The sequence below is a fragment of the Shewanella sp. ISTPL2 genome, assembly GCF_013283205.1.
In the GTDB taxonomy this organism is placed as follows: Bacteria; Pseudomonadota; Gammaproteobacteria; order Enterobacterales; family Shewanellaceae; genus Shewanella; species Shewanella oncorhynchi.
This window is the reverse complement of sequence record NZ_JAAPAV010000001.1, coordinates 60318-86680: the sequence shown is the minus strand read 5'-3', so window position 1 is coordinate 86680 and position 26363 is coordinate 60318. Positions and strand designations below refer to the sequence as shown.

The window sequence follows — 26363 nt, the reverse complement described above, 5'->3', positions numbered from 1 at the left end:
ATGAACAATTAAAGGTTAAAATGAATCTTTATGCATTGCAGCGCTTGGCTGGCAGCACCTTTCATCAAGTTATCGATGGCACTGGCTACCACTAAGTAACCGCTATTCTCATCAAACTTCCAACCTAAATGGCAGTTGGGTGTCAGCACCACATCGTCTACTTTCGGGAACTGATTGTGCTTTACGGTTACCAATGGCGCCTTGTCATACACGCTATAGGCCGCTGCCACATCGGCAGTCGTAGTGCCTGGTTTTAGCTGCACGGTAATGGTCGCTAAAATGCCACGCTTAAAGTTGCCAAGGTGCGGGGTAAATATCACTTCTTGACCAAGCTGAGTGGCGATCTCGGGTTGATGTCTGTGGCCTAATACGCCGTAGGGTGTCAGGCTAACTTCACAAAAACTGGTGTGTAACTGCGCTTTACGGCCCGCACCTGTTACGCCGCTCACGGCATTGATCACCGGATAAGCCGATGTCAGTAAACTCGCTAGCGGTTTTAACGCTGTCAATGATGCGGTCGGGTAACAACCTGGCACGGCAATCATCTTAGTCGCAGCGATTTCTTTAGTATTCCATTCGGCAAGGCCATACACGGCTTTGGCTAAAACTTCAGGATATTCATGCTCAAAGCCATACCACTTCGGATATTGCGCCACATCGCTAAAACGATAAGCACCGCTTAAATCGAATACCGCTAACCCTTGGCTATAAAACCAAGCCGCTAAATGCAGGCTCACCGAGTGCTCAGTCGCTAACACCACGGCATCCGCTTCGACAACGATTTTTGCCTTAGCTTCATCGGACAATGGCGACAGCGTTAATGCGATATGGCTATAGCTAGGATACAAATCCGCTAAAGGCTTACCTTTATCTAAACTGTTTTCAGAAACATACAACCCCTGAATCGTCAGTTCTGCTTCTGCATGGATTAAAGCGGTCAGTTGCGCGCCTGTGTAACCACTGGCACCAATAATGGCGATATTTTTCATGTTTTTTGTCTTATTAACCGAATCAAAGAAACTTAAAGAGTAGATGAATAGCTTACACGCAACCGCGCATATCTATGATGACAAGACTATCGTCGCAGGAAATCGTAATAGGTTGTTATTTTATTCACTGTCAGGCTAATACTGCGCATCATGATATTCACTCTACAGGTCACAGGGGGTGACTCATCTCAACTGATGGCTAGACTACCACAAAGATCTACTTATGCAATATATGTGAATATATATTTTTAATTTATTTTCGTATTTCAAGCTCAAACTGGGATATCGAAGACACGCCTCCCATTCAGCTAACTCGTTAATAACTCAGTTATCCAGGGTCAATATGAGTTAAATCAGTCCTTTTCATTAACAGCTAAGATACATGTCTGCAAAGCATAAAATGATGCACTTCATATTCACTTGCACTAATCATCAAAAAATATTGCGTGACTTCGCATTTCTATTGAATATTCTTCATCAAATACCGTGATTGGTTGCATATCGGATAAGCCAGTCGTATAAGTTATAAGTTCTGCTGTTGACCATAGCCCCAAGTGATAGGTATTGTGCTAACGGGCTATATACCCAAGCTACCTGAAGATACGAGTTTCAGAGCGCCTAGGGTGCTTCAATTCAAGGCGCATCAATGAAAGAATGTCGGCCACCTTTTAAATTGATGCAACACGGAAGTGGAGTGCCCTAGGTGCTCCGTCCCGGCGGGTTTTAATGCACTTTATGCTGCGTTGGTTATTTTTAACTTAGCCCGCTAGGCCTGCAAATAACTGCCTTGCCTAAAGTGCGTTAAACTCCCGCTGAATCCTGCATCTTCAGGTTGTTTGGGTATATACACAGCGGAATTTTCATGTTTTTCTATTCGGAGTAACTATGTCAGTAACCATGGCAGACAATATGACAGATATGTATGCGTCATTAAGATCGAACGTGAGTATGTTAGGCCAAATCCTTGGCGATACTATGCGTACCCATCTTGGGGACTCTTTTCTTGAGAAGGTTGAACAGATCCGTAAGCTTGCCAAAGACTCACGCCGAGGCGACCAAGCCGCCAGAGAGCAAATGCTCGAGTTACTGACAGCTTTGCCAGACGAAGAATTAGTCCCTTTTGCAAAAGCTTTTAACCAATTTCTTAACTTAGCTAACTTATCCGAGCAATTTCATACTATCAGTCGTAATTGCGACGAACTTGTCTGCGTGCCAGACCCGGTGGAACAACTCCTAGGACGCATGCTCAATGGTCGTGTCGACCAAGCTAAAATGCTCGACTGTCTAAAAACACTGGATATTGATCTAGTGCTAACAGCGCACCCCACTGAAATTTCCCGTCGCACTCTGATCCAAAAATACGCCGCCATTGTCGACTGCTTAACAGAGCAAGAAAACGACCAACTGTCGGATAGAGAACGTCAACAGATCAACCTGCGCCTGCGCCAATTAATCGCGCAAATATGGCACACCAATGAGATCCGCCGCGAGCGCCCAACTCCAGTAGATGAGGCTCGCTGGGGATTATCCACCATTGAAGAGTCACTCTGGCATGCGGTGCCTGACTTCTTAAGACAACTTAACGATCGAGTGCAGCAACGCACAGGGCAGCAATTACCGATTGATATCGCGCCAGTGCGCTTTTCAAGCTGGATGGGCGGCGATCGCGACGGCAACCCGTTTGTAACTGCCAAAGTCACCCAAGAGGTGCTCGATCGTAACCGCCATGCTGCCGCCAGATTATTCTTAAAAGATATCGTGCTGCTGGTCGGTGAACTGTCGATGGAAGAAGCCAATGATGAGTTAAAGGCTTATACCAATAACAGCTGCGAACCTTACCGCCACGTGCTGCGATCTATTCGTCAAAGACTGCGTGACACCATAGATTATTTAAATGCGCGCATCGAAGGCCACAATCCTGAAGTCGATAAGTCGAGCCTGATTTGGCAAGAAAGCGATCTCAAAGCACCGTTAGAAATGCTTTATAAGAGTTTGACCGACTGCGGTATGCGCTTAATTGCCAACGGTTTATTGCTCGACATTCTCCGCCGTCTCGCCTGTTTTGGCATTCATATGCTCAGACTCGACATTCGCCAAGACGCCAGCCGTCACAGCGATGTGCTCGCCGAGTTAACTCGCTATCTCGGCATGGGTGATTTCAATCATTGGGATGAAACCGAGAAGCAAGCCTTCCTATTACGTGAACTCAGCAACCGTCGTCCACTGATCCCAAGTAACTGGCAACCCTCGGCCGATGTGGCCGAAGTGCTTAATACCTGTCGTTTGATTGCTAAACATCCGGCAAAAGCACTCGGATCCTATGTGATTTCGATGGCGGGTAAACCATCAGATGTCTTAACGGTTTTACTGTTACTCAAAGAAACGGGCTGTTCGCACCCAATGCGTGTGGTACCGCTCTTTGAAACCTTAAGTGACTTAAACAACGCCGCGGCCTGTATTACCGATTTGCTCGATATCGACTGGTATCGTGGCTATACCAAAGGCATGCAAGAAGTGATGATTGGCTACTCTGACTCAGCTAAAGATGCCGGTGTCATGGCGGCGGCTTGGGCTCAGTATTACGCCCAAGAGCAGTTAGTGGCGGTCTGTAAACAAGCGGGCGTCAAGCTCACATTATTCCATGGCCGTGGTGGCAGCATTGGTCGCGGGGGTGGTCCTGCACACAAGGCGATCCTATCGCAACCACCAGGTTCAGTAGATGGCCGCATTCGTGTGACTGAGCAGGGCGAAATGATCCGCTTCAAGTTTGGCTTGCCAAAACTCGCGGTTCAAAGCTTGGCCCTGTATACCTCTGCCGTATTGGAAGCAACCCTATTACCACCGCCAGAGCCGAAGCAAGAATGGCGCAATTGCATGCAACGTATCGCTGAAGAATCAGTGGGTGCTTACCGTGGCATAGTGCGTGATGAACCTGATTTTGTGGCTTATTTCCGCGCGGCAACGCCAGAAGTGGAATTAGGAAAACTACCACTCGGCAGCCGTCCAGCCAAACGTCGTGTCGATGGTGGAATTGAAAGCCTGCGGGCCATTCCGTGGATTTTTGCTTGGTCGCAAAACCGCTTGATGTTACCTGCATGGCTCGGCGCAGGTGAAGCACTACAAGCCGCCAGTGAACGCGGTGAAATGGGTTTACTGCAAGACATGGAGCGGGAATGGCCCTTCTTCAGCACTCGCATTTCAATGCTGGAAATGGTCTACGCCAAGGCGGAACCTAATCTGGCCCGCTACTACGAAACCTGTTTAGTACCGAAAGACTTGCATCATTTAGGCGAAACCTTGCGCCAACGCTTAGATCTGGGCATTAAAGTCGTGCTTGAACTGACAAAATCAGATAGCTTAATGGCACATACGCCGTGGAATCGCGAGTCCGTTAAACTGCGAAATCCGTATATCGATCCATTAAACTTCTTACAAACCGAGCTATTAGCGCGGACACGTAAGGAAACAACCGAAACTCCTGCGTCTGAACATGTGCAATTAGCGCTAATGCTGACTATTGCAGGTGTGGCCGCGGGTATGAGAAACACTGGTTAATGAAAAAACTTTCCCGCACGATTTGCTTGGGAGTAACTGTACTGCTTGGCGGCTGCGTCTCGCAGTACAGTATCAGCGAGCACGAAATGGAGCAGTACCTCAGTAAAGAGATCCATTTTGAGATTAAACAAGGCAATCAATTAGTTGGCGCAGAAGTACGCATTAACGACATCAGTGTCAAGCTAGGTGCAAAACCTGACACTATGAGCGTAAGTGCCGCAACTCAAGTTTCAATTAAGAATCCGATCTTTCCATTGAGCGCCAAACTCACGACGACTTTCGAAGCCAAGCCTTGGTATGACAGTGCAACGCACAGTGTCTATCTGCGCCAACTCGAATTAGTCAAAGTGGAATCAACGCCCAAGGATATTGAAAAAGCGATTAGCAGTGCCACGCCGCAGGTGATGGGTTATCTAAGGCAATTCTTAGAAAACCAGCCTGTGTATGTACTAGATACCAAGGACAGTAACCAAGCACTGATGGCAAAAATGACCGAAAGCATTCAAGTTGCCCCAGGCAAATTAGTGCTTAAGTTCACTCAATAATCTGCCATTTTTGTATCTCTGTAGAAGTTAAAATGCTCCCTCGGGAGCATTTTTGTTGGCGGGCATAAACGGATATATACCCGTATAAGAGTTACTTACTGAATCGCCCAATAGACTGATAATCGACGATCACAGCTTCAGCTAAAAGCTCACGTCTTAGCATATCGTAAGCCACAGCAGCACTTAAACTGCGTACCAGATCCCGTGAACGTCTCGGTAGTTTAATCATCTGACTATAAACACCGCCGCGAGTTGCTAAAGCGATCGCCACAGTGCCCACAGGTTTCTCATCTGTGCCACCATCGGGCCCCGCGATTCCACTGGTTGCCAGCGCATAATCACTGTCTAAAATTTGCCTTGCCCCCTTAGCCATTTCTTCCACAGTCGCAATAGAGACTGCACCATGATCATCTAAGGTTGAAGGATTAACACCTAACACGCGCACTTTAGATTCATTACTGTAAGTCACTAATCCGTGCTGTAAGTAAGATGAACTGCCGGGGAAATCAACTAACTGGCTAGTGATCATGCCGCCAGTGCAAGACTCGGCAACGCTTAAGGTCAAGCCTGAGTTAAGTAGCTTATAATGAATTTCTTCGGCAAGAGTGGCTTTATCGTCCGCGACAACCGCAGTACCCAGCACCATTTTGATGTGCCCAGCGACGCGAGGTAATACTGCAATCGCCTTCTCGCCACGGGCGAAAATCTTAATCTCAATATGCGGCATAGAAGAGCGGTAACCAATAGTAATGCCTTCTGGCAGCTCTAGCGGTTCTAACTTATCTGCCAAAGCGGACTCACCTTGGCCTATGGTCAATAGTTTCTTTAAGGCGACCTTAGCATCAAGGTTAAACTCTTCGCGAATAAAGGGCACAAACTGCTCTGTAACCATGTGCTTCAGCTCAAAAGGCACACCAGGCGTAAAGAATAACCAAGCGCGGTTAAGCTTAACTCTAAAACCACAAGCGGTTCCCACTGGGTTATCAACCATCACAGCTGAGGCTGGCAGCATAGCTTGCTTGAGATTACTTAAAGGCATTTCACGGTTATTACGGGTAAACCACTCCTCTAAACGCTCACGCCACTGCGCATTCTCAACCAATGGTTCGCCCTTCGCCTTCGCCATCGCTAAAGCAGACATATCATCACTCGTCGGCCCGAGACCACCATTAACGAGAATCACATCTGCATGTAAGCTACGTTCTTGGAAAACCGCAATCAGATCCTCGAGGCGATCGCCGACGGTTACTCGACGCTGAATCTCGACACCATGCTCCATCATAGTACTGGCAAACCAAGCGGCGTTGGTATCAACAATCTGTCCCGCCAACACTTCTTCCCCAGTGCAAATCATCTCTAACTTCATCTCAGATCCTTATCTACCCCAATAAATTAAAACATAAGGTAAGTAACCGCTTAACTAATAGCAATAGCTAGGCTCGATCGAGAACTAAGATCGCTGTAGCAAAATCGGAGCATTGACAAAATAACCGTACAAATAACCAACAACCATTACTTATTATTGATGTCATGAAGAATGAAAGAGAGTGTTAAGGAGAGAAAAATAGGAGGAAAACTGACTAATTAAATAGAAAATAGGCTGGATTTTACAAATTGCAGACGCAAAAAAGCCAGCTTATTCAGCTGGCTTCGTTGCATCTCAATGAGATCATTAGGCGCTTGGTGATGACCTACTCTCGCATGGGGGTGAAATCATAGCGCTATCAATACGGAGTATTTAGCCATGATTGAACGCGAAGAAGCTTGTCTTCGTAGCCGGGGAGTCCGCTTAGCGGCGGGCGACCGCCATGGATGGTGGAAGTGTCAATATTGGAGGAACATTTATTGACCGACATCGAGATAAGTTTTCGCGAAGCGTATAAACACAAAAGCCCTAGCGGTTTAGGCTAGGGCTTTTGTGTTTATTTGGATGCTTGGCGATGACCTACTCTCACATGGGGAGACCCCACACTACCATCGGCGCGTTTGCGTTTCACTTCTGAGTTCGGGATGGGATCAGGTGGTTCCACAAGGCTATTGTCACCAAGCAAATTCTGTTTATTACCGTGTCCATCTCTGGCTCACGCTAATAATAATTCGGAAAGCTGATTTTCTGTTGAGTCTTTAACTTTATCAAGTATCTGTATTCTGTCTAAGGCTTTCGTACGACCTCCATGGAAGGAGGAAGTGCTAGAAAATGTCTGGAACATTTTCAGTAAAACCCATCTGGGTTGTATGGTTAAGCCTCTCGAGTCATTAGTACATGTTAGCTCAACGCCTCACAACGCTTACACACCATGCCTATCAACGTCCTAGTCTCGAACGGCTCTTTAGAGGAATTAAATTCCTAGGGATGACTCATCTTAGGGCTCGCTTCCCGCTTAGATGCTTTCAGCGGTTATCGATTCCGAACGTAGCTACCGGGCAATGCCATTGGCATGACAACCCGAACACCAGCGGTTCGTCCACTCCGGTCCTCTCGTACTAGGAGCAGCTCCCTTCAATCATCCAACGCCCACGGCAGATAGGGACCGAACTGTCTCACGACGTTCTGAACCCAGCTCGCGTACCACTTTAAATGGCGAACAGCCATACCCTTGGGACCGACTTCAGCCCCAGGATGTGATGAGCCGACATCGAGGTGCCAAACACCGCCGTCGATATGAACTCTTGGGCGGTATCAGCCTGTTATCCCCGGAGTACCTTTTATCCGTTGAGCGATGGCCCTTCCATTCAGAACCACCGGATCACTATGACCTACTTTCGTACCTGCTCGACGTGTATGTCTCGCAGTTAAGCTGGCTTATGCCATTGCACTAACCGTACGATGTCCGACCGTACTTAGCCAACCTTCGTGCTCCTCCGTTACTCTTTGGGAGGAGACCGCCCCAGTCAAACTACCCACCAGGCACTGTCCCTAATCCCGATAAGGGACCTAGGTTAGAACATCAAAACTACAAGGGTGGTATTTCAAGGACGACTCCATCATGACTAGCGTCACAACTTCAAAGTCTCCCACCTATCCTACACATGTAGGTTCAATGTTCAGTGCCAAGCTATAGTAAAGGTTCACGGGGTCTTTCCGTCTAGCCGCGGGTATACGGCATCTTCACCGCAATTTCAACTTCACTGAGTCTCGGCTGGAGACAGCGTGGCCATCATTACGCCATTCGTGCAGGTCGGAACTTACCCGACAAGGAATTTCGCTACCTTAGGACCGTTATAGTTACGGCCGCCGTTTACCGGGGCTTCGATCATGAGCTTCTCTTGCGATAACCCAATCAATTAACCTTCCGGCACCGGGCAGGCGTCACACCGTATACTTCCTCTTGCGAGTTTGCACAGTGCTGTGTTTTTGATAAACAGTTGCAGCCACCTGGTATCTGCGACTCCCGTCAGCTTAGAGAGCAAGTCTCATCACCAACAGGAGCGTACCTTCTCCCGAAGTTACGGTACCATTTTGCCTAGTTCCTTCAGCCGAGTTCTCTCAAGCGCCTTGGTATTCTCTACCCGACCACCTGTGTCGGTTTGGGGTACGATTCCCACTAACCTGAAGCTTAGAAGATTTTCCTGGAAGCATGGCATCAACTACTTCAGTCCCGTAGGACCTCGTCATCAGCTCTCAGTGTGTACATTAAAGTACGTGTCCCCGGATTTGCCTAAGAACACCACCTACCACCTTAAACGCGGACTACCAACGCCGCGCTAGCCTAGCCTTCTCCGTCTCTCCATCGCAGTTAGCGGAAGTACAGAAATATTAATCTGTTTCCCATCGATTACGCCTTTCGGCCTCACCTTAGGGGTCGACTCACCCTGCCCCGATTAACGTTGGACAGGAACCCTTGGTCTTTCGGCGAGGGGGTTTTTCACCCCCTTTATCGTTACTCATGTCAGCATTCGCACTTCTGATACCTCCAGCGTGGGTTACCCCTTCACCTTCAACGGCTTACAGAACGCTCCTCTACCGCGCACAGTAAACTGTGCACCCGTAGCTTCGGTGACTAGCTTAGCCCCGTTACATCTTCCGCGCAGGCCGACTCGACTAGTGAGCTATTACGCTTTCTTTAAATGATGGCTGCTTCTAAGCCAACATCCTAGCTGTCTAAGCCTTCCCACATCGTTTCCCACTTAGCTAGTACTTTGGGACCTTAGCTGACGGTCTGGGTTGTTTCCCTTTTGACGACGGACGTTAGCACCCGCCGTCTGTCTCCCGAGTAGTACTCATTGGTATTCGGAGTTTGCAAAGGGTTGGTAAGTCGGGATGACCCCCTAGCCTTAACAGTGCTCTACCCCCAATGGTATTCGCTCGAGGCGCTACCTAAATAGCTTTCGAGGAGAACCAGATATCTCCCGGTTTGATTGGCCTTTCACCCCCAGCCACAAGTCATCCGCTAATTTTTCAACATTAGTCGGTTCGGTCCTCCAGTTGATGTTACTCAACCTTCAACCTGCCCATGGCTAGATCACCGGGTTTCGGGTCTACACCTTGCAACTAAACGCGCAGTTAACACTCGGTTTCCCTACGGCTCCGCTATTCGCTTAACCTCGCTACAAAATGTAAGTCGCTGACCCATTATACAAAAGGTACGCAGTCACGGTCTCAAGAACCGCTCCCACTGCTTGTACGTATACGGTTTCAGGTTCTATTTCACTCCCCTCACAGGGGTTCTTTTCGCCTTTCCCTCACGGTACTGGTTCACTATCGGTCAGTCAGGAGTATTTAGCCTTGGAGGATGGTCCCCCCATATTCAAACAGGATGTCACGTGTCCCGCCTTACTCGTTTTCATCAATGGTTAGTTTTCATGTACGGGGCTATCACCCTGTGCCGCTGCGCTTTCCAACGCATTCCACTAACACCCCACTGACTTAAGGGCTAATCCCCGTTCGCTCGCCGCTACTAGGGGAATCTCGGTTGATTTCTTTTCCTAAGGGTACTTAGATGTTTCAGTTCCCCTCGTTCGCCTCGCAACACTATGTATTCATGTTGCGATAACAGCTTATGCTGCTGGGTTCCCCCATTCGGACATCGTTAGCTCAAATGCTTGTTACTAGCTCGCCAACGCTTTTCGCAAGTTACTACGTCCTTCATCGCCTCTGACTGCCAAGGCATCCACCGTATACGCTTAGTCGCTTAACCATACAACCCAAATGAGTTTCACTCATCTGCGCCGCATTGCGACCAGCTTGGTTTTACTTGTCTCACTTCTGACCAAAGAAGTGGACGCGCCTTAGACGTAAACTATTCAATAAAGAATAATTTACTTTTGAATATTCAAGACACTTAATAAAGTGTTTGAGAACTCATGTTCAATGCTTGCGCATTAAACGTTTTGTAATTAATCACATGACAGACTCATGCAATTAAATACTATCAGCTTTCCAAATTGTTAAAGAGCGGGCTTAAAAAAGCCAAAGATAATTTTTAAGTTTATCTTTGGCATCTCTATCCATAGTGCATATGCCTTATTACTTTGCAATAAAGTCAGAATAAGGTGTAAATGGTGGAGCTATGCGGGATCGAACCGCAGACCTCCTGCGTGCAAGGCAGGCGCTCTCCCAGCTGAGCTATAGCCCCATTTACATGCAGTGCGAGTAAGTAAGATGTTCCAAACCTCTAAAAGGATTGGTTTGCCAAATCGAGTTATCCGCGGCAAATTAACGCGACGTTTAGTTCACTAAACGAGTGTTAATTTAACAAAGGATAACGAAGATTTGGTGGGTCAGAGTGGACTTGAACCACCGACCTCACCCTTATCAGGGGTGCGCTCTAACCAGCTGAGCTACAGACCCATCTTTGATAAACCTATTTAACTAGGTCTATCTTTTACTCTTTCTTCTATCAAGCAAATCTGTGTGAACACTCAACAAACATTAAGTTAGTCGTATAGGTAAGGAGGTGATCCAGCCCCAGGTTCCCCTAGGGCTACCTTGTTACGACTTCACCCCAGTCATGAACCACAAAGTGGTGAGCGCCCCCCCGAAGGTTAAGCTACCCACTTCTTTTGCAGCCCACTCCCATGGTGTGACGGGCGGTGTGTACAAGGCCCGGGAACGTATTCACCGTGGCATTCTGATCCACGATTACTAGCGATTCCGACTTCATGGAGTCGAGTTGCAGACTCCAATCCGGACTACGACGAGCTTTGTGAGATTAGCTCCACCTCGCGGCTTTGCAACCCTCTGTACTCGCCATTGTAGCACGTGTGTAGCCCTACTCGTAAGGGCCATGATGACTTGACGTCGTCCCCACCTTCCTCCGGTTTATCACCGGCAGTCTCCCTAGAGTTCCCACCATTACGTGCTGGCAAATAAGGATAGGGGTTGCGCTCGTTGCGGGACTTAACCCAACATTTCACAACACGAGCTGACGACAGCCATGCAGCACCTGTCTCACGGTTCCCGAAGGCACTAAGCTATCTCTAGCGAATTCCGTGGATGTCAAGAGTAGGTAAGGTTCTTCGCGTTGCATCGAATTAAACCACATGCTCCACCGCTTGTGCGGGCCCCCGTCAATTCATTTGAGTTTTAACCTTGCGGCCGTACTCCCCAGGCGGTCTACTTAATGCGTTAGCTTGAGAGCCCAGTGTTCAAGACACCAAACTCCGAGTAGACATCGTTTACGGCGTGGACTACCAGGGTATCTAATCCTGTTTGCTCCCCACGCTTTCGTGCATGAGCGTCAGTCTTTGTCCAGGGGGCCGCCTTCGCCACCGGTATTCCTCCAGATCTCTACGCATTTCACCGCTACACCTGGAATTCTACCCCCCTCTACAAGACTCTAGTTCGCCAGTTCGAAATGCTATTCCTAGGTTGAGCCCAGGGCTTTCACATCTCGCTTAACAAACCGCCTGCGCACGCTTTACGCCCAGTAATTCCGATTAACGCTCGGACCCTCCGTATTACCGCGGCTGCTGGCACGGAGTTAGCCGGTCCTTCTTCTGTAGGTAACGTCACAGTAACAGCGTATTAAACTGCTACCTTTCCTCCCTACTGAAAGTGCTTTACAACCCGAAGGCCTTCTTCACACACGCGGCATGGCTGCATCAGGGTTTCCCCCATTGTGCAATATTCCCCACTGCTGCCTCCCGTAGGAGTCTGGGCCGTGTCTCAGTCCCAGTGTGGCTGATCATCCTCTCAGAACAGCTAGGGATCGTCGCCTTGGTGAGCCATTACCTCACCAACTAGCTAATCCCACCTAGGTTCATCCAATCGCGGAAGGCCCGAAGGTCCCCTCCTTTCCCCCGTAGGGCGTATGCGGTATTAGCAGTCGTTTCCAACTGTTATCCCCCTCGACTGGGCAGATCCCTAGGCATTACTCACCCGTCCGCCGCTCGCCGCCTCAGGAGTAAACTCCCTTGCGCTGCCGCTCGACTTGCATGTGTTAGGCCTGCCGCCAGCGTTCAATCTGAGCCATGATCAAACTCTTCAATTAAAGTTTTGTTGCTTCCGTCTTGCGACTTCAGCGGCTCAATGAATTCTGATTTTTTGTTTCTAACTAAAGAAACAAACTGTACATATTACTATGAACACTCATTGTTACATTGATTTAAATTTTTGACTGCCAACCCGAAGGTTAAGCAGTTTCGATTAACTCAACACCTGTGAGTGTCCACACAGATTTCTTGTTTTATCTTGTTAAAGAGCGTTGACCACATACCGTTGCCGGCGGGTCGTGCTGATGCTTCATCAGCTCAGGGTCGTGCATTTTACGCATTTCCCGTTTCGCGTCAAGGAGTTTTTTACAACTTCTTGCTGCGCTTGAATTAAGTGCTTAAAAGCGACTCAATTCAACCTAACTTGTCAGGCTGCTTAACGCTGTCTGCCGTGTCAGTGGATGCGCATTATAGGGAGATTAAGAAAGTCCGCAACCCCTATTTTTAAGATAATTGTCATTTTCTCACTGTTCGTTGGATATTTGACCTGACCCGCTAGTTTTTAACCTTTATAATGCTAAAAACCACTCAATTAGGGACTTTTCTATGTCAGGGCCACTCAGAACTTACCAAGGTATTCATCCTCAATTAGGCAATAACGTATATGTAGATGAAGCTTCGGTGCTTGTTGGCGATATTGCGTTAGATACTGATGCCAGTATTTGGCCTATGGTGGCGGCGCGTGGTGATGTTAACCATATTCGTATTGGTAAACGCTCGAACGTACAAGACGGTAGCATATTGCATGTAACGCGTAAGTCAGCTGCTCGTCCCGATGGTCATCCACTGATTATTGGTGATGATGTGACTATTGGTCACAAGGCTATGCTTCACGGTTGCAAAGTCGGTAACCGAGTATTAGTGGGCATGGGTGCGATTATTCTCGACGGTGCGATTTTAGAAGATGATGTGATCTTAGGTGCTGGTTCTTTAGTGCCACCGGGCAAGGTATTACAGAGTGGCTATTTATATGTAGGCAGCCCAGTTAAGCAGGCTCGCCCATTAACGACTGCCGAAATTGCCTTTTTGCCAGAATCTGCCGACAACTATGTCAGACTGAAAAACGAATACTTAGTTGAGTTACAAAACATCTAATCACTTATAGCCAATCTCTTATAGTTAGTCGCTTAGTGTCACTATAGCTATATAATAAAGGCGGTAGAGACTCATTGAGTCTCTACCGCCTTTTGCTATTCGCTGATTCAGAAAACTATCTAAGTTCGATAAGTTTAGCCTAAGTGTACTGCCCCAAACTCATCAAACTCTTCGGCTTCAATTAAGTCTTCCGCCATTTCTTCGGCATCAAATCTCACCGCATCAAACAATGCCAGCATAGCGGCGGCTTCATTGGCACTCGGCTGTTCAGAGAAATCATTCAGCTCGGCTAACTTATTCACACTGATATAGCACTTGATGTTCATCCCCTGTGACTGCGCGATAAAGCAGACTCGCTTGTGGGCGTCGTCCCAATATTGCAGTTCGGGGAAAAGAATACTTTGATTCATGCTTCCTACTTAGGCTCGGCCATGAGTTTATCCCGCAAAAGATTTAATACCACTTGAGTGTCGGGCTCGATACCTCGCCATAGGGTAAAACTCTTAGCCGCTTGTCCGACTAACATGCCGAGCCCATCAATAACCTTAGCTGCACCTTGAGATAGCGCCCATTGGTTAAACGCGGTGACCGAGGCGCCATACATCATGTCATAACAAACAGTTTGGGTGGTGATGATATGCGCTGGCAAAGTTGGCAACTCGCCCGCAAGACTGGCCGAGGTTGAATTGATGATGACATCGAACTCGCCCACAAGCTCATTCATTTCTACGGCGGTGACTCTATTTGCGAAAGCACCGTTATCCACCGAAGTAAAGATATCGACCAGAAGCTGTGCCTTAGTGTGAGTGCGATTACTGATGATCATCTGCGCAATTCCCGCATTTAATAACGGCAGAATACAACCGCGCGCCGCACCACCAGCACCAATAAGTAACACGCGCTTATCTTGCAGGCTGCCTAAGTTAGCGATGAGATCGGCCACCAGCCCTAAACCATCGGTGTTATCACCGCGAATAGTGCCATCGGCCAATAAACTTAAGGTGTTTACCGCGCCAGCAAGCTTGGCCTCTGGGCTGAGACTGTCACACAGCGCAAAAGCTTGCTCCTTAAAAGGCACTGTCACATTCGCGCCCTTGCCGCCCGCATTGAAAAACGCCGTCAGTGAGGCTTCAAAACCATCGACCGGAGCAAGAATGGCTTCATAGGTTAATAACTCTTGGGTGGGCGCGGCAAATTGTCCATGAATGAACGGCGATTTACTGTGGCTAATTGGATTGCCAAACACTGCGTATCTGTCTGTCATAGCGATATTAAATTTTAGGTTCAATGGCTTTGCAGTCTACCGCGCTTTTGAGCCTAGGCAAGACGAATTATGCTCAACTAAATTTCACGCTGGGTTTCACGCTATAATGCGCCATCGGCTCAATACTCTCTATTTTAGTGAACGACTATTCCAATGAACTGGCTTAAAAAGATTTTTAGCAAACACACTCCACCGCAGGATGATCGCGATCCGAGCCAATCTAACGCTTACGACTTAATCGGTGGCGAAAAAGTGATCCGCGCTATCACCAAATGTTTTTATCAGAAGATGGCAAGCTCTGAAGAAACGACAACACTGCTTGCTATGCATAGAGCGCCAATTGCGGAATCAGAGCAGAAGTTGTTCGAATTTTTAAGTGGTTGGCTCGGCGGGCCGCAGCTCTATCAGCAGAAATATGGTCATCCCGCATTGCGAGCACGGCACATGCATTTCGCCGTCGATGAGGCGATGCGGGATCAATGGCTGTTTTGTATGAAATTTGCGATTGAAGAAAACATTAATAAGCCAGAGCATAGAGCCGCCATCTTTGAGGCGATTTCAACTCTGGCTGATCATATGCGTAATCAATAAAGTGGACATCGCATCCACTTTTTAAGATTAATGGCTAAACCCAGTCACGGGGTTTGAGGTAGTTATCGTACAAATCTGCCTCAGGGCTTCCCGCCTCTGGTGTATAAGCATATTGCCAACGTACTAATGGCGGCATCGACATTAAAATAGACTCGGTACGGCCGCCCGTCTGTAGGCCAAATAAAGTGCCTCTGTCGTAAACTAAGTTGAACTCAACATAACGACCACGACGATAGAGTTGGAACTGACGCTCACGCTCACCGAATTCAGCCTCTTTACGACGCTCGACAATCGGCGCATAGGCCGTTAAGAAACCATTACCTACAGCTTGCATAAAGCTAAAGCTTTGCTCGAATCCTGCTTGATTCAAGTCATCGAAAAACAATCCACCCACGCCGCGGGTTTCATTACGATGCGGTAGGAAGAAATACTCATCGCACCATTTCTTATACTTGGGATAAACCTCATCCCCGAAAGGCGCGCAAATATCCTTAGAAGTCTGGTGCCACTCGCGCACATCTTCCTCGAAAGGATAATAAGGCGTTAAATCAAAGCCACCGCCAAACCACCACACGGGATCGGCGCCCTCTTTTTGAGCAATAAAGAAACGCACATTGGCATGAGTCGTTGGGATATAAGGATTATTAGGATGAATAACTAAAGAAACGCCCATAGCTTCAAAACTACGGCCCGCTAACTCAGGGCGATGCGCCGTAGCCGACGCAGGCATAGCAGCGCCAGTCACATGGGAAAAGTTAACCCCAGCTTGCTCGAACACTGCACCTTGGGTTAATACTCGGCTCGTACCACCACCGCCTTCGGCGCGAGTCCATGAATCGGCGGCGAACGTGGCTTGGCCATCCAGCGCCTGTAAACCAGCACAAATTCGGTTTTGTAGATCGATTAAAAACGCTTTTACCACTGCAACATCAGGCACACTCATCTTGTTATCCTTATTATTGGTTTGCTCATTGTCCATTTCGTAAAATCTTACCGCTTCGCGCATCGATAATGGTCGAGGGCTGACGTTGTTCGCCGAGTTCGCCTAATACCAGTGCATCGATTTTACCGGTAAAATCGGCGAGGATTTCAGCGGCAGTTAATGCGGGATCTTCACCTGCAAGGTTAGCGCTGGTCGACACTAAAGGTTTATTAAGTGCGCGGCACAGGGCTTGTACTCCAGCATGGGCCGACACTCGCACTGCGATAGAGTCAAATTCACCACAGAGGTATTTTGAAACCTGCGCTTTGATTGGCATGACAAAGGTAAAAGGCCCCGGCCACTTGGAAAATGCAAACTCGAGCTGCTCAACCGTTAATTGCGGTTCATCAACATAAGCCAAAAGCTGCTGAAAATCACTGGCGACTAAGATCAGTCCCTTTTGCCATGGGCGCTGTTTTACAGCCAATAACTTTTGGATAGCGGTGTCATTATCTGGGTCGCAACCTAGGCCATAAACGGCCTCGGTTGGATAAGCGATAACACCACCGTTAAGCACAATATCTTTTATGTCAGATGGGTGCAGCTGCAACATCTTAGGATCACCTTTTGAGTATTGTCGATTTCAACAATCAAATTATTGGATAAATTCGAATACTGACCGCCCCATCAGCGGTCAACCGAGGATTATACGCAAGCCACTTTCATCGGCCAAATATTAAGATGCAGGTCACACAATAAACTAAAGTGGTCTTTTGTATTTACAGCTTTTTTGCGGGCATTCTAAACGCATCCCAGCCGCACCTTTACGCTCAACTAAGATCCCAAAACCACAACTCGGGCAAGCTTCAGCAACCGGAGGATAATTCACAATAAACTTACACTTAGGGTAAGCACTGCAGGCATAAAAACTCTTTCCGAAGCGACTCGTTCTGTGCTCAAGCTTACCCGCTTTGCATTCAGGGCAAGGAATGTCAGGCTTGTCACTCGCTTGATCCTGTTTTTCAATATGCGTGCAGCTAGGATATTGAGTACACCCAATAAAGATCCCAAAGCGCCCTGACTTTACTGCCAGTTCGTGACCGCATTCAGGGCATACAGAACCTTCAATCACTTGAGTTTCAATAGATTCGTGTTGCACTAAGGGTCGAGTGTAATTACAGCTAGGGTAATTATTACAGCCAATAAAACCGCCGTGCTTACTGTGTTTAACCGATAACTCGCTGCCACATTCAGGGCAAAGTTCGTATTCTTTTTCCAGTGCGTGTTCGTGGGCACTAAATAATTGTTCATCAATCTTAGACATAATCATTCACCACCTGTCGTAGCGCATTAGGATATCAAGCGCAGTGCCATCAAGGAATTTATGGCATCAAAAAAGGAGGTCTTAGCCTCCTTTCTCTCATAATTCATCTTTCACAACAATTAAGAATGCAGTCGGCCTTCGGGCTGTTCGAAGATTAAATCTTCCATTTGCTCATATGCGGACTCATGGCCAGGAGCATTAAACAGCACCATTAAGATAACCCATTTGAGATCTTCTAAAATCAGGGTTGGTTCATCCAACTCCATAACTCTATCGATCACCATTTCACGGGTTTCGACATTCAGCACTTTAACTTGCTCTAAAAACAACAAGAAACCGCGGGATTCTACATCCAGCTTGTCCATTTCGTCCTTTGTATAGATACGAAACGAATGCTGATCGTGATTACAAAGATAAGGTTTATCCCCTTCTTGTAATTCAGCTAAGCGCTCTAACCAAGTTAACGCTTTTAAAATCTCGGATTGATGAAATCCGGCACGAGTGAGTTCCTTGGTTAACTCGTCTTCATCAACTAGTAGTTCAACTTCACTGTGAACATAGTTTTCAAATAGATACATGAGGATATCAAACATGGCTAGCTCCTCTTTACTCTGACGTAACCACCGGGTACTGCTATTACCCAACCTTGCAACTCAAGTTCAAGCATTTGTTCTAACACCAGATCTATCGTTTTTCCACTATGTTCAACGACTGCATCAATTGATGTAGTTTCATAACCTACACTAGCTAACAGAGACGAAAATGGCAAATTACAAATCTCGTCTTGCTGTATATGGTGGCATAACTTCAATTCTTCAAGGTGGAAAGCGGTTAAACTTGCCAACTCTTCCACTATATCGGCAGCGGTTTCCACAAGCTGTGCTCCATCACGTAATAAATCATGACAGCCTTGATGGTAACCACCTAAGATTGAGCCCGGAACGGCAAACACCTCACGCCCTTGTTCCATCGCCAACCTAGCAGTGATTAAAGAGCCGCTTTTGCGACAGGCTTCAACCACAAGAGTACCTAAAGATAGACCGCTAATAATGCGATTTCGTTTCGGGAAATTACCCGCAAAGGGACCAGTATCAGGCCAAAACTCGCTAAGTATACAGCCTTGCCGCTGAATATCATGATAAAGCTGTCGATGTTTTCGTGGATAAATGATCTCTATGCCCGTACCTAGTATGGCAATAGTGCACCCTTGATGGTCAACACAGGCTTTATGGGCCGCCCCATCAATCCCCATCGCCATGCCACTACAGATACCAAATCCCATTGAGGACATCTCAGCAGCCAGTTGGTAAGCGACCTGTAATCCGCCTGGAGAAGCATTACGACTGCCAACAATCGCAAGATAAGGAAGGGCTAACGCCTCTAAGCAACCTTTAACGAACAGGACGGCGGGTGGATCTGAGAGTTGTTTTAATAATGGTGGATAAAGCGGATCAGAGAAACAAAGCAGATGATGATCGGCGGCTTGCTGTTGCCATTCGAGGGCGACATCCACTTTTTGATAATCAATAACAAGGCTATGGAGCAGATGATCAGATAAAGGTAGCGCTTGTCTCTCATGCTCTAACCTTTGTCTGAGGTCGTCCACTTCCATGTGCGTTAATAATTGTTGGATCCGAGCGGGTCCTAGCCCAGATACAGCACAAACAACTAACCAATCGACCAAATTTTCAGAGATTATAGACCTCTTAAGGCTAAAGATTCAGGGGCGATTAACTTATCGTCAACACGAACAGGCCGCTCGGTGGAGACAATCAAACCTAAGCTCGCCTTATCAAACACTTTAAACACTAACAACTTACCATGATAAACATCCGGCATCTTAACTGCACGATCCGAAGAGACTGACGCCATTAGGTTATCATAGGCAGTACGTTCAATTGCAGGGACAGGCATACCGTCATTGTTGATAACAATAACCTCACCATCACGATAAATAGAAAACACCACCCCAGGCTCGACGCCATCCTGAGTGCCTTTATCTAAGTACACGACATTCAACTTACCCGCTTCACGCAAATTTGATTCTGTCGCTAACACTAAAGCCGGTATCTTTAATTCCGCAGGTTTAGGAGTAAAGTAAGCTGACATCAAGGAATCACTTTCCATCGGCAATACTCTGAAGCCCGCTTTGGTTTCACGAAAGCTCGTTAGCAACTTAATTTTTGAAACCTTACCAGACTCAATCACTTGCCCAGTAGACGACAAAATGGCTTCTTGTCCTAACGCTTCGCCTGACTCTTTATTGAAAAACTCGCGACCACGTTCGTAAATACCATACTTTTGGTTTATTGGCAGTTCAGCATCAATATAAATCACATCACCCACAATATGGTGACGCGATGGACTTTCACCTGCCAACACCATAGGTTGCTCAGTAAGCCAGTGAGTCTCGACGACCCGATTCTGCACTAAATATTGTTCAATCAAGGCTAAATCAACGGCTGGAATAGCATTACTCTTAGCAATGACACGTCCCTCGGGACTCTTTCTTACATGGGGTTTAGCACTATCAACAGTAGCACCATTACGCACAAGGCGGGGCTGACCATCAATAAATACCAGAGTGAGTTGATCGCCAGGGTAAATAAGGTGGGGATTAGCAATTTGTGGGTTTACATCCCAAAGACTCGGCCATTTCCATGGGTCATTCAGAAACGCGGCGGAGATATCCCAAAGAGTATCGCCCTTTTTCACTACATATGACTCAGGATGCCCCGCCTTAAGCGTCAGGGTATCTGCGGCAACAAACGTGCAATTGAATGTCATTAACGCGAGTAAAATTAACCGTTTCATGGGTATTTCCATGTTGTTTAACTCTTAGTTTGAGCTTTTACTGTTATTGGTAGGCACTAAAGATTAAAATTAACTCATTAGCATCAGTCAGTATAACTAACTGGCAGAGATTTGACAGACTTGTTAAGAGTTTATGTATGACACTATTAAAAGTATTACAATTCCCTGACGAAAGATTACGAACACAAGCCACACCCATCACAGAGTTTAATGCCGAGCTGCAGACTCAAATTGATGATATGTTCGAAACCATGTACCAAGAAAAAGGTATCGGTCTGGCCGCGACCCAAGTTGATTACCATAAACAACTTATTGTCATGGACTTACAGGATGAAGTCGAACGACCTAAAGTGTTTATCAATCCCGAAATTATCACCAGCAGCGGTGACTTCTGTAATGAAGAAGGTTGCCTGTCGGTTCCGGGGATTTACGCCAAAGTCGATCGCGCCGAATTTGTCACGGTAAAAGCCTTAGACAGGCACGGTAACGAATTTATAGTTGAGGCCGATGAGCTATTTGCCATTTGTATTCAACACGAAATGGATCACCTCAAAGGCAAATTGTTTGTCGATTATTTGTCGCCGCTAAAACGTCAGCGGATCAAACAAAAACTTGAAAAAGCGGCCCGATTGGACGCCAAAGAAGCATAGGATCAGATTTGAAACCACTCAACATCATCTTTGCCGGAACACCGGATTTTGCCGCTCGCCACTTACAAGCACTGTTGAACTCACACCACAATGTGATTGGCGTTTACACTCAGCCCGATAGACCCGCTGGCCGCGGCAAGAAACTGACCGCCAGCCCAGTAAAAGAACTCGCTATCGCTAATAGTATTCCAGTGTTTCAACCCGGCTCATTACGTAAAGAACCCGCGCAACAAGAACTTGCCGCACTCAACGCTGATATCATGGTGGTCGTAGCCTACGGTCTGATCTTGCCAAAAGTCGTATTAGATACACCGCGTTTAGGTTGTATTAACGTTCATGGTTCTATTTTGCCACGCTGGCGTGGTGCCGCACCGATCCAACGCGCACTTTGGGCCGGCGACAAAGAAACTGGCGTAACCGTTATGCAGATGGATGTGGGTTTAGATACTGGTGACATGCTGCTTAAAACCTATCTGCCAATCGAAGATAATGACACGTCAGCCAGCCTTTACGAGAAACTGGCAGAACAAGGTCCCGTTGCCCTATTGCAAGCACTCGAAGGTTTGGCAAATGGCACTTTAGCCGCTGAAAAACAAGATAAAGCCTTAGCGAACTACGCAGAAAAACTCAGCAAAGAAGAAGCTAGACTCGACTGGAATAAATCCGCTAAACAGTTATGGCAAGAAGTCCGCGCCTTTAATCCTTGGCCTGTGAGTTACTTTGAGCACCAAGGTAACACTATTAAAGTGTGGCAAACCCAAGTCAGCGAAACCACCAGCACAGCCGCTCCAGGTACTATTATCAGCGCCAGCAAAAAAGGCATAGACGTCGCCACCGCTGATGGTGTGTTAACCCTGCTGAGTATGCAGCTTCCGGGGAAAAAGCCACTCAATGTTGCCGATATTCTCAATGCTCGAGGTGAATGGTTTAGCCCGAATACTCGCCTCGCAAACGAGGCACAATAATCATGAACTTGCGCGCGCTAGCTGCGAAAGCCATCTTCGAAGTATTAGAAAAAGGCGTGTCGCTGTCAGTGGCATTGCCTGATCAACAAAAGCATCTTGCCAGCGGCAAAGATAAAGCCCTACTTGCAGAGATCTGCTACGGCGTGATGCGCACTCTGCCGCAAATAGAAAAACGCATCAGTGAATGCCTAGCGAAACCACTTAAAGGCAAACAAAGGATTATCCACCAGCTCCTGATCGTAGGTTGCTATCAACTTTACTTCACTCGCATTCCAAGCCACGCCGCGATTTCAGAAACCGCCGAAGCCTGTCGCCAGTTAAAATTTGAAGGCATGGTCAAGGTCGTTAATGGTGTACTGCGCAACATTCAGCGCCAGCTATCGCCGCTAAGCACAGAATCAGATACCTTAAGCTATAACACACCCGCTTGGTTAATTAAGCGCTTAAAAGAAGCCTATCCCGAGCAGTGGCAAGACATCATTCAACAAAGCCATGAACGCCCGCCCATGTGGCTGCGTAACAATCGCTTATCCCAGAGCCGTGCCGAATACCTCGCTGCCCTAGCCGAAATCGACATTGAAGCGAGCGAAGGCAGCAGTGCCGATGCCATTCTCCTAGCGCAACCAAAGGATGTCGCCACACTGCCACACTTTCATGAAGGTGCGGCATCAGTACAAGATGGCGCGGCACAATGGGCGGCGACCTTACTTGCCCCGCAATCGAATGAATTAATACTCGATGCCTGCGCGGCACCCGGTGGCAAAAGTTGTCACTTACTCGAACTTGAGCCGAGTATCAAATTAGTGGCTGTTGATTTTGATGCTAAACGCCTCGAGCGTGTGCAACAGAACCTTGACCGCTTATCATTAAAAGCGGAGCTTATCCATGGTGATGCGGCCAACATAGACTCATGGTGGCAAGGCGGACAATTTGATCGTATCTTACTGGACGCGCCTTGCTCAGCCACAGGAGTGATCCGCCGCCATCCCGATATTAAATGGTTGCGAAAAAACCATGACATCGAAGAGTTGGCTGAACTACAACAGCAAATTCTCGATCATTGCTGGAAGTGGCTAAAACCCGGTGGCACGCTTCTTTATGCCACTTGTTCGATTTTACCGCAGGAAAACCGCGACCAGATCAGTGCGTTTTTAGATAGAACGGTAGATGCTAAGCTAGACACACTTGCCCAGCAAAATTCGCCACAGGATATAGGTTGGCAAATCACGCCAGGACAAGACAATATGGATGGGTTTTATTATGCCCGTTTATTGAAAGCGACTGATTAGGAAGTAAGCAAGGCCATGAAAATTATCATATTAGGTGCGGGTCAAGTTGGGGGAACCTTGGCCGAAAATTTGGTGGGTGAGAACAATGACATCACCATTGTCGATTATGACAAATCCAGATTACGCGCCCTGCAAGATAAATATGACCTTCGCGTCGTAGCGGGCCATGCCGCTCACCCTGATGTTCTCAGAGAAGCAGGCGCAGAAGATGCCGACATGCTTATCGCTGTAACTAATAGTGATGAATGCAATATGGCTGCCTGCCAGATTGCCTATACCCTTTTTGGTACGCCGACTAAAATTGCCCGTATCCGCTCAGAACCGTATTTGGCGATGCGCGATAAACTCTTTATCGACAGTGAAACCAAAAATAGCGATGGTCGTCCCCGTGGCGGCTTCGTGATCGATGAATTAATCGCCCCTGAACAGTTAGTGACCGCTTACATCCAGCGACTCGTAGAATATCCAGGCGCATTGCAAGTGCTTGAATTTGCGGAAGGCCGGTTGAGCCTAGTGGCTGTTCGAGCCTATTACGGCGGCCCACTGGTGGGGAATGCATTAGCGGCACTTCGCGAACACATGCCCAATATTGATACCCGAGTCGCGGCGATCTTCCGCCAAGGCCGCGCTATTATGCCTCGCGGAACGACCATTATCGAAGCCGATGATGAAGTCTTCTTCGTTGCAGACAGTCGCCATATTCGCGCTGTCATGAGCGAAATGCAAAAGCTCGATAACTCCTACCGCAACATTATGATCGCCGGTGGCGGTAACATAGGCCTAGGTTTAGCAAAACGCCTTGAGCGCACCCACTCGGTCAAACTGATTGAGCATAAATTAGAACGTGCAGAAGCCTTATCGGAGCAGCTGGAAAATACCACAGTGTTCTGCGGTGATGCCTCAGATCAAGAATTACTGCTCGAAGAACACATAGACCAAACCGACGTATTTATTGCGGTCACCAATGACGACGAAGCCAATATTATGTCCGCCCTGCTAGCAAAACGTATGGGCGCGAAAAAGGTCATGGTGCTTATTCAACGCGAAGCCTATGTGGATATAGTGCAAGAAGCCAACATCGATATTGCAATCTCACCACAACAAGCGACGATTTCAGCACTATTAACTCATATTCGTCAGGGTGATATCTGTAACGTTTACTCTCTACGTCGTGGGGCGGCCGAGGCAATTGAAGCCATCGCCCACGGAGATGCCAGCACTTCTAAAGTCGTTGGCAAAGCCATTGGTGATATTAAGTTGCCACCGGGGACAACGATTGGCGCTATTGTCCGTAATGATGAAGTGCTGATGGCCCACGACAAAACCGTAATAGAGCAAGGAGATCACGTGATCTTGTTCTTAGTGAATAAAAAGTTTGTCGGCGAAGTCGAGAAGCTTTTCCAACCAAGTGCTTTCTTCTTCTAAGAACCTTAGTAAGCCAACTTATGCTGAACTTTAGACCGCTATTGTTTATTTTAGGGCTGTTTTTGTCCATGCTGACAGCTTTCATGCTGATCCCACTGCTCCTCGCCGCATACAAAGGTGAGGAAACTGTGGGCTCTTTTATGGTATCGGCATTAGTCACAGGCATTAGCTCAAGCCTGTGTTTACACAATGGCCAGAGCAAAAGCATTAACCTCAATATCCGCGATATGTTCCTGCTAACCAGCCTAACATGGTTGATCGTAAGCCTATTCGCGGCCATGCCATTTACCCTTTATCACGGTATTGGTTATACCGACGCCTTCTTTGAAACCATGTCCGGCATCACGACCACAGGTTCTACTGTACTCTCAGGGTTGGATACTATGGATCACAGTATCTTAATCTGGCGCTCTTTATTGCAATGGCTAGGTGGGATTGGTTTTATCGTAATGGCGGTGGCGATTCTGCCCTTCTTAAACGTCGGCGGGATGCGGCTATTCCGCACTGAATCATCCGATTGGAGCGATAAAGCAGTGCCTCGCACCCAAAGCATGGCTAAGTATTTATTCTTTATATATATTTTACTAACGAGTATCTGCTGTGTTGCCTATCATCTGGCGGGAATGACTTGGTTTCAGGCCATCAATCATGCAATGACCACCCTCTCGACTGGTGGCTACTCGACCTCAGATAGCTCAATGGCGGCGTTCTCCAACTCTGCACACTGGGTTGGGATTTTCTTTATGGCAGCAGGTGGCTTGCCACTACTCATGTTTGTACAAACCATACAGCAAAGGGATCTACGGATTTGGAACGATGCTCAGGTCAAAGGCTTCTTATTTTTCCTCACATTTGTATCTTGTTCTATTGGCTTCTGGCTGTGGCAAACCCGCGACATTGAGCTTCTAGATGCACTGCGTTTATCCAGCTTTAACGTGGTATCGGTAGTCACCACTACAGGTTATGGCTTAACGGACTACGGTGCTTGGGGCGCCTTTGCCAATATCGCCTTCCTGTTTTTAATGTTTGTCGGTAGTTGCTCTGGTTCCACTTCGGGCGGGATTAAGATCTTCCGTTTTCAAATTGCTGGGGCCATTATGCGCGAGCAATTGAAACAGCAATGTCATCCAAACGGTATCTTTAGGGAACGTTACAACAACCGCATCATCAGTGATGATATCGTCCGATCTCTGATCACTTTCGTACTGCTGTTTGTGATGGTGATTGTAGGCTTGTCAGTGATTTTAGTGCTCACGGGTCTCGATCCTATGACCAGTTTCACGGGCGCGATTACGGCAGTCACTAACGTGGGCCCTGGTTTAGGCCCGATTATTGGACCTGTAGGTAACTTCTCAACGCTACCCGATGTCGCTAAATGGGCGTTGTCACTCGGCATGCTCCTCGGTCGTTTAGAAATCTTAACCGTGGCGGTGTTGTTCCACCCGAGTTTCTGGAAGTACTAATTCAGTAGAGCTTGAATACTAAAAAGGCGCTTAACTTG

The 26363-nt window shown here is 47.5% G+C and carries 19 protein-coding genes, 2 tRNA genes and 3 rRNA genes; 9 read left to right on the top strand and 15 right to left on the bottom strand.

The genetic code is table 11. From position 1 onward, the window contains the following. Positions 1–8: 8 nt before the first annotated feature. Positions 9–989, bottom strand: a complete 981-nt coding sequence (argC, locus tag HUB64_RS00400) for an N-acetyl-gamma-glutamyl-phosphate reductase (RefSeq protein ID WP_173496125.1) — start codon at positions 987–989, stop codon at positions 9–11. Positions 990–1874: 885 nt separating this feature from the next. Here argC and ppc point away from each other — a divergent pair. Further along, positions 1875–4544, top strand: a complete 2670-nt coding sequence (gene ppc / locus HUB64_RS00395; RefSeq protein WP_173496124.1) for a phosphoenolpyruvate carboxylase — start codon at positions 1875–1877, stop codon at positions 4542–4544. After that, a complete protein-coding gene (locus tag HUB64_RS00390; RefSeq protein WP_173496123.1) occupies positions 4544–5089 on the top strand; it encodes a DUF1439 domain-containing protein in 546 nt (181 codons plus the stop codon). Before ppc ends, HUB64_RS00390 begins: the two co-directional genes overlap by 1 nt. Positions 5090–5180: 91 nt before the next feature. On the opposite strand, the gene HUB64_RS00385 is transcribed toward HUB64_RS00390, so the two are convergent. The 6 genes from HUB64_RS00385 to HUB64_RS00360 form a co-directional block, all read right to left on the bottom strand. Then, positions 5181–6455, bottom strand: a complete 1275-nt coding sequence (locus HUB64_RS00385; RefSeq protein WP_173496122.1) for a CinA family nicotinamide mononucleotide deamidase-related protein — start codon at positions 6453–6455, stop codon at positions 5181–5183. Positions 6456–7021: 566 nt separating this feature from the next. Next, positions 7022–7137 (bottom strand): 5S ribosomal RNA (gene rrf, locus HUB64_RS00380). Positions 7138–7324: 187 nt separating this feature from the next. Next, positions 7325–10227 (bottom strand): 23S ribosomal RNA (locus HUB64_RS00375). Between the two features lie 362 nt (positions 10228–10589). Continuing rightward, positions 10590–10665 (bottom strand) — tRNA-Ala (locus HUB64_RS00370). Between the two features lie 138 nt (positions 10666–10803). After that, positions 10804–10880 (bottom strand) — tRNA-Ile (locus HUB64_RS00365). 99 nt (positions 10881–10979) lie between these two features. After that, positions 10980–12522 (bottom strand): 16S ribosomal RNA (locus HUB64_RS00360). Together the 16S, 23S and 5S rRNA genes with 2 tRNA genes alongside form the textbook arrangement of a ribosomal RNA operon. A gap of 547 nt (positions 12523–13069) precedes the next feature. Between HUB64_RS00360 and HUB64_RS00355 the strand changes: the two genes are divergently transcribed. Beyond that, positions 13070–13618, top strand: coding sequence for a gamma carbonic anhydrase family protein (locus HUB64_RS00355; protein WP_173248524.1), 549 nt, complete (start codon positions 13070–13072; stop codon positions 13616–13618). Between the two features lie 134 nt (positions 13619–13752). On the opposite strand, the gene HUB64_RS00350 is transcribed toward HUB64_RS00355, so the two are convergent. Then, complete coding sequence (locus HUB64_RS00350) at positions 13753–14028, bottom strand: DUF1488 domain-containing protein (RefSeq protein ID WP_113941387.1); 276 nt, start codon at positions 14026–14028, stop codon at positions 13753–13755. Positions 14029–14033: 5 nt separating this feature from the next. After that, positions 14034–14882, bottom strand: a complete 849-nt coding sequence (gene aroE, locus HUB64_RS00345; RefSeq protein WP_113941388.1) for a shikimate dehydrogenase — start codon at positions 14880–14882, stop codon at positions 14034–14036. A 153-nt stretch (positions 14883–15035) separates the two neighbouring features. Between aroE and HUB64_RS00340 the strand changes: the two genes are divergently transcribed. Further along, on the top strand, positions 15036–15473 hold the full coding sequence (locus tag HUB64_RS00340; protein ID WP_173496121.1) for a group II truncated hemoglobin: 438 nt from the start codon (positions 15036–15038) through the stop codon (positions 15471–15473). Positions 15474–15507: 34 nt separating this feature from the next. On the opposite strand, the gene hemF is transcribed toward HUB64_RS00340, so the two are convergent. From hemF to HUB64_RS00310, 6 genes are all read right to left on the bottom strand, one after another. Beyond that, on the bottom strand, positions 15508–16416 hold the full coding sequence (gene hemF / locus HUB64_RS00335; protein ID WP_173496120.1) for an oxygen-dependent coproporphyrinogen oxidase: 909 nt from the start codon (positions 16414–16416) through the stop codon (positions 15508–15510). Positions 16417–16441: 25 nt separating this feature from the next. Continuing rightward, on the bottom strand, positions 16442–17008 hold the full coding sequence (locus tag HUB64_RS00330; RefSeq protein ID WP_173496119.1) for an L-threonylcarbamoyladenylate synthase: 567 nt from the start codon (positions 17006–17008) through the stop codon (positions 16442–16444). Positions 17009–17155: 147 nt separating this feature from the next. Beyond that, positions 17156–17719: a type I DNA topoisomerase gene (locus HUB64_RS00325; RefSeq protein WP_105253028.1), complete on the bottom strand. Its 564-nt coding sequence runs from the start codon at positions 17717–17719 to the stop codon at positions 17156–17158. A gap of 119 nt (positions 17720–17838) precedes the next feature. Continuing rightward, on the bottom strand, positions 17839–18312 hold the full coding sequence (locus HUB64_RS00320; RefSeq protein ID WP_006083793.1) for a DUF494 family protein: 474 nt from the start codon (positions 18310–18312) through the stop codon (positions 17839–17841). Positions 18313–18314: 2 nt separating this feature from the next. Next, positions 18315–19331 (bottom strand): DNA-processing protein DprA, encoded by a 1017-nt coding sequence (dprA, locus tag HUB64_RS00315; protein ID WP_173496118.1) that lies wholly within the window; start codon positions 19329–19331, stop codon positions 18315–18317. A gap of 83 nt (positions 19332–19414) precedes the next feature. Continuing rightward, a complete protein-coding gene (locus HUB64_RS00310) occupies positions 19415–20545 on the bottom strand; it encodes a LysM peptidoglycan-binding domain-containing protein (RefSeq protein ID WP_131524499.1) in 1131 nt (376 codons plus the stop codon). Between the two features lie 125 nt (positions 20546–20670). On the opposite strand from HUB64_RS00310, the gene def reads away from it, so the two are divergent. The 5 genes from def to HUB64_RS00285 are packed head-to-tail and all read left to right on the top strand — an operon-like array spanning position 20671 to position 26325. After that, positions 20671–21183 (top strand): peptide deformylase, encoded by a 513-nt coding sequence (gene def / locus HUB64_RS00305; RefSeq protein ID WP_217363072.1) that lies wholly within the window; start codon positions 20671–20673, stop codon positions 21181–21183. Positions 21184–21191: 8 nt separating this feature from the next. Beyond that, positions 21192–22148 carry a methionyl-tRNA formyltransferase gene (fmt, locus tag HUB64_RS00300; protein ID WP_173496117.1) on the top strand — a complete coding sequence of 319 codons (957 nt, stop codon included), beginning with the start codon at positions 21192–21194 and terminating at the stop codon, positions 22146–22148. Between the two features lie 2 nt (positions 22149–22150). Continuing rightward, entirely contained in the window at positions 22151–23437 is a 1287-nt protein-coding gene (rsmB, locus tag HUB64_RS00295) for a 16S rRNA (cytosine(967)-C(5))-methyltransferase RsmB (protein WP_173496116.1), read from the top strand. A 15-nt stretch (positions 23438–23452) separates the two neighbouring features. Next, positions 23453–24862: a Trk system potassium transporter TrkA gene (trkA, locus tag HUB64_RS00290; protein WP_105250826.1), complete on the top strand. Its 1410-nt coding sequence runs from the start codon at positions 23453–23455 to the stop codon at positions 24860–24862. Between the two features lie 20 nt (positions 24863–24882). Continuing rightward, positions 24883–26325: a TrkH family potassium uptake protein gene (locus HUB64_RS00285; RefSeq protein ID WP_113941395.1), complete on the top strand. Its 1443-nt coding sequence runs from the start codon at positions 24883–24885 to the stop codon at positions 26323–26325. Positions 26326–26363: the final 38 nt, after the last annotated feature.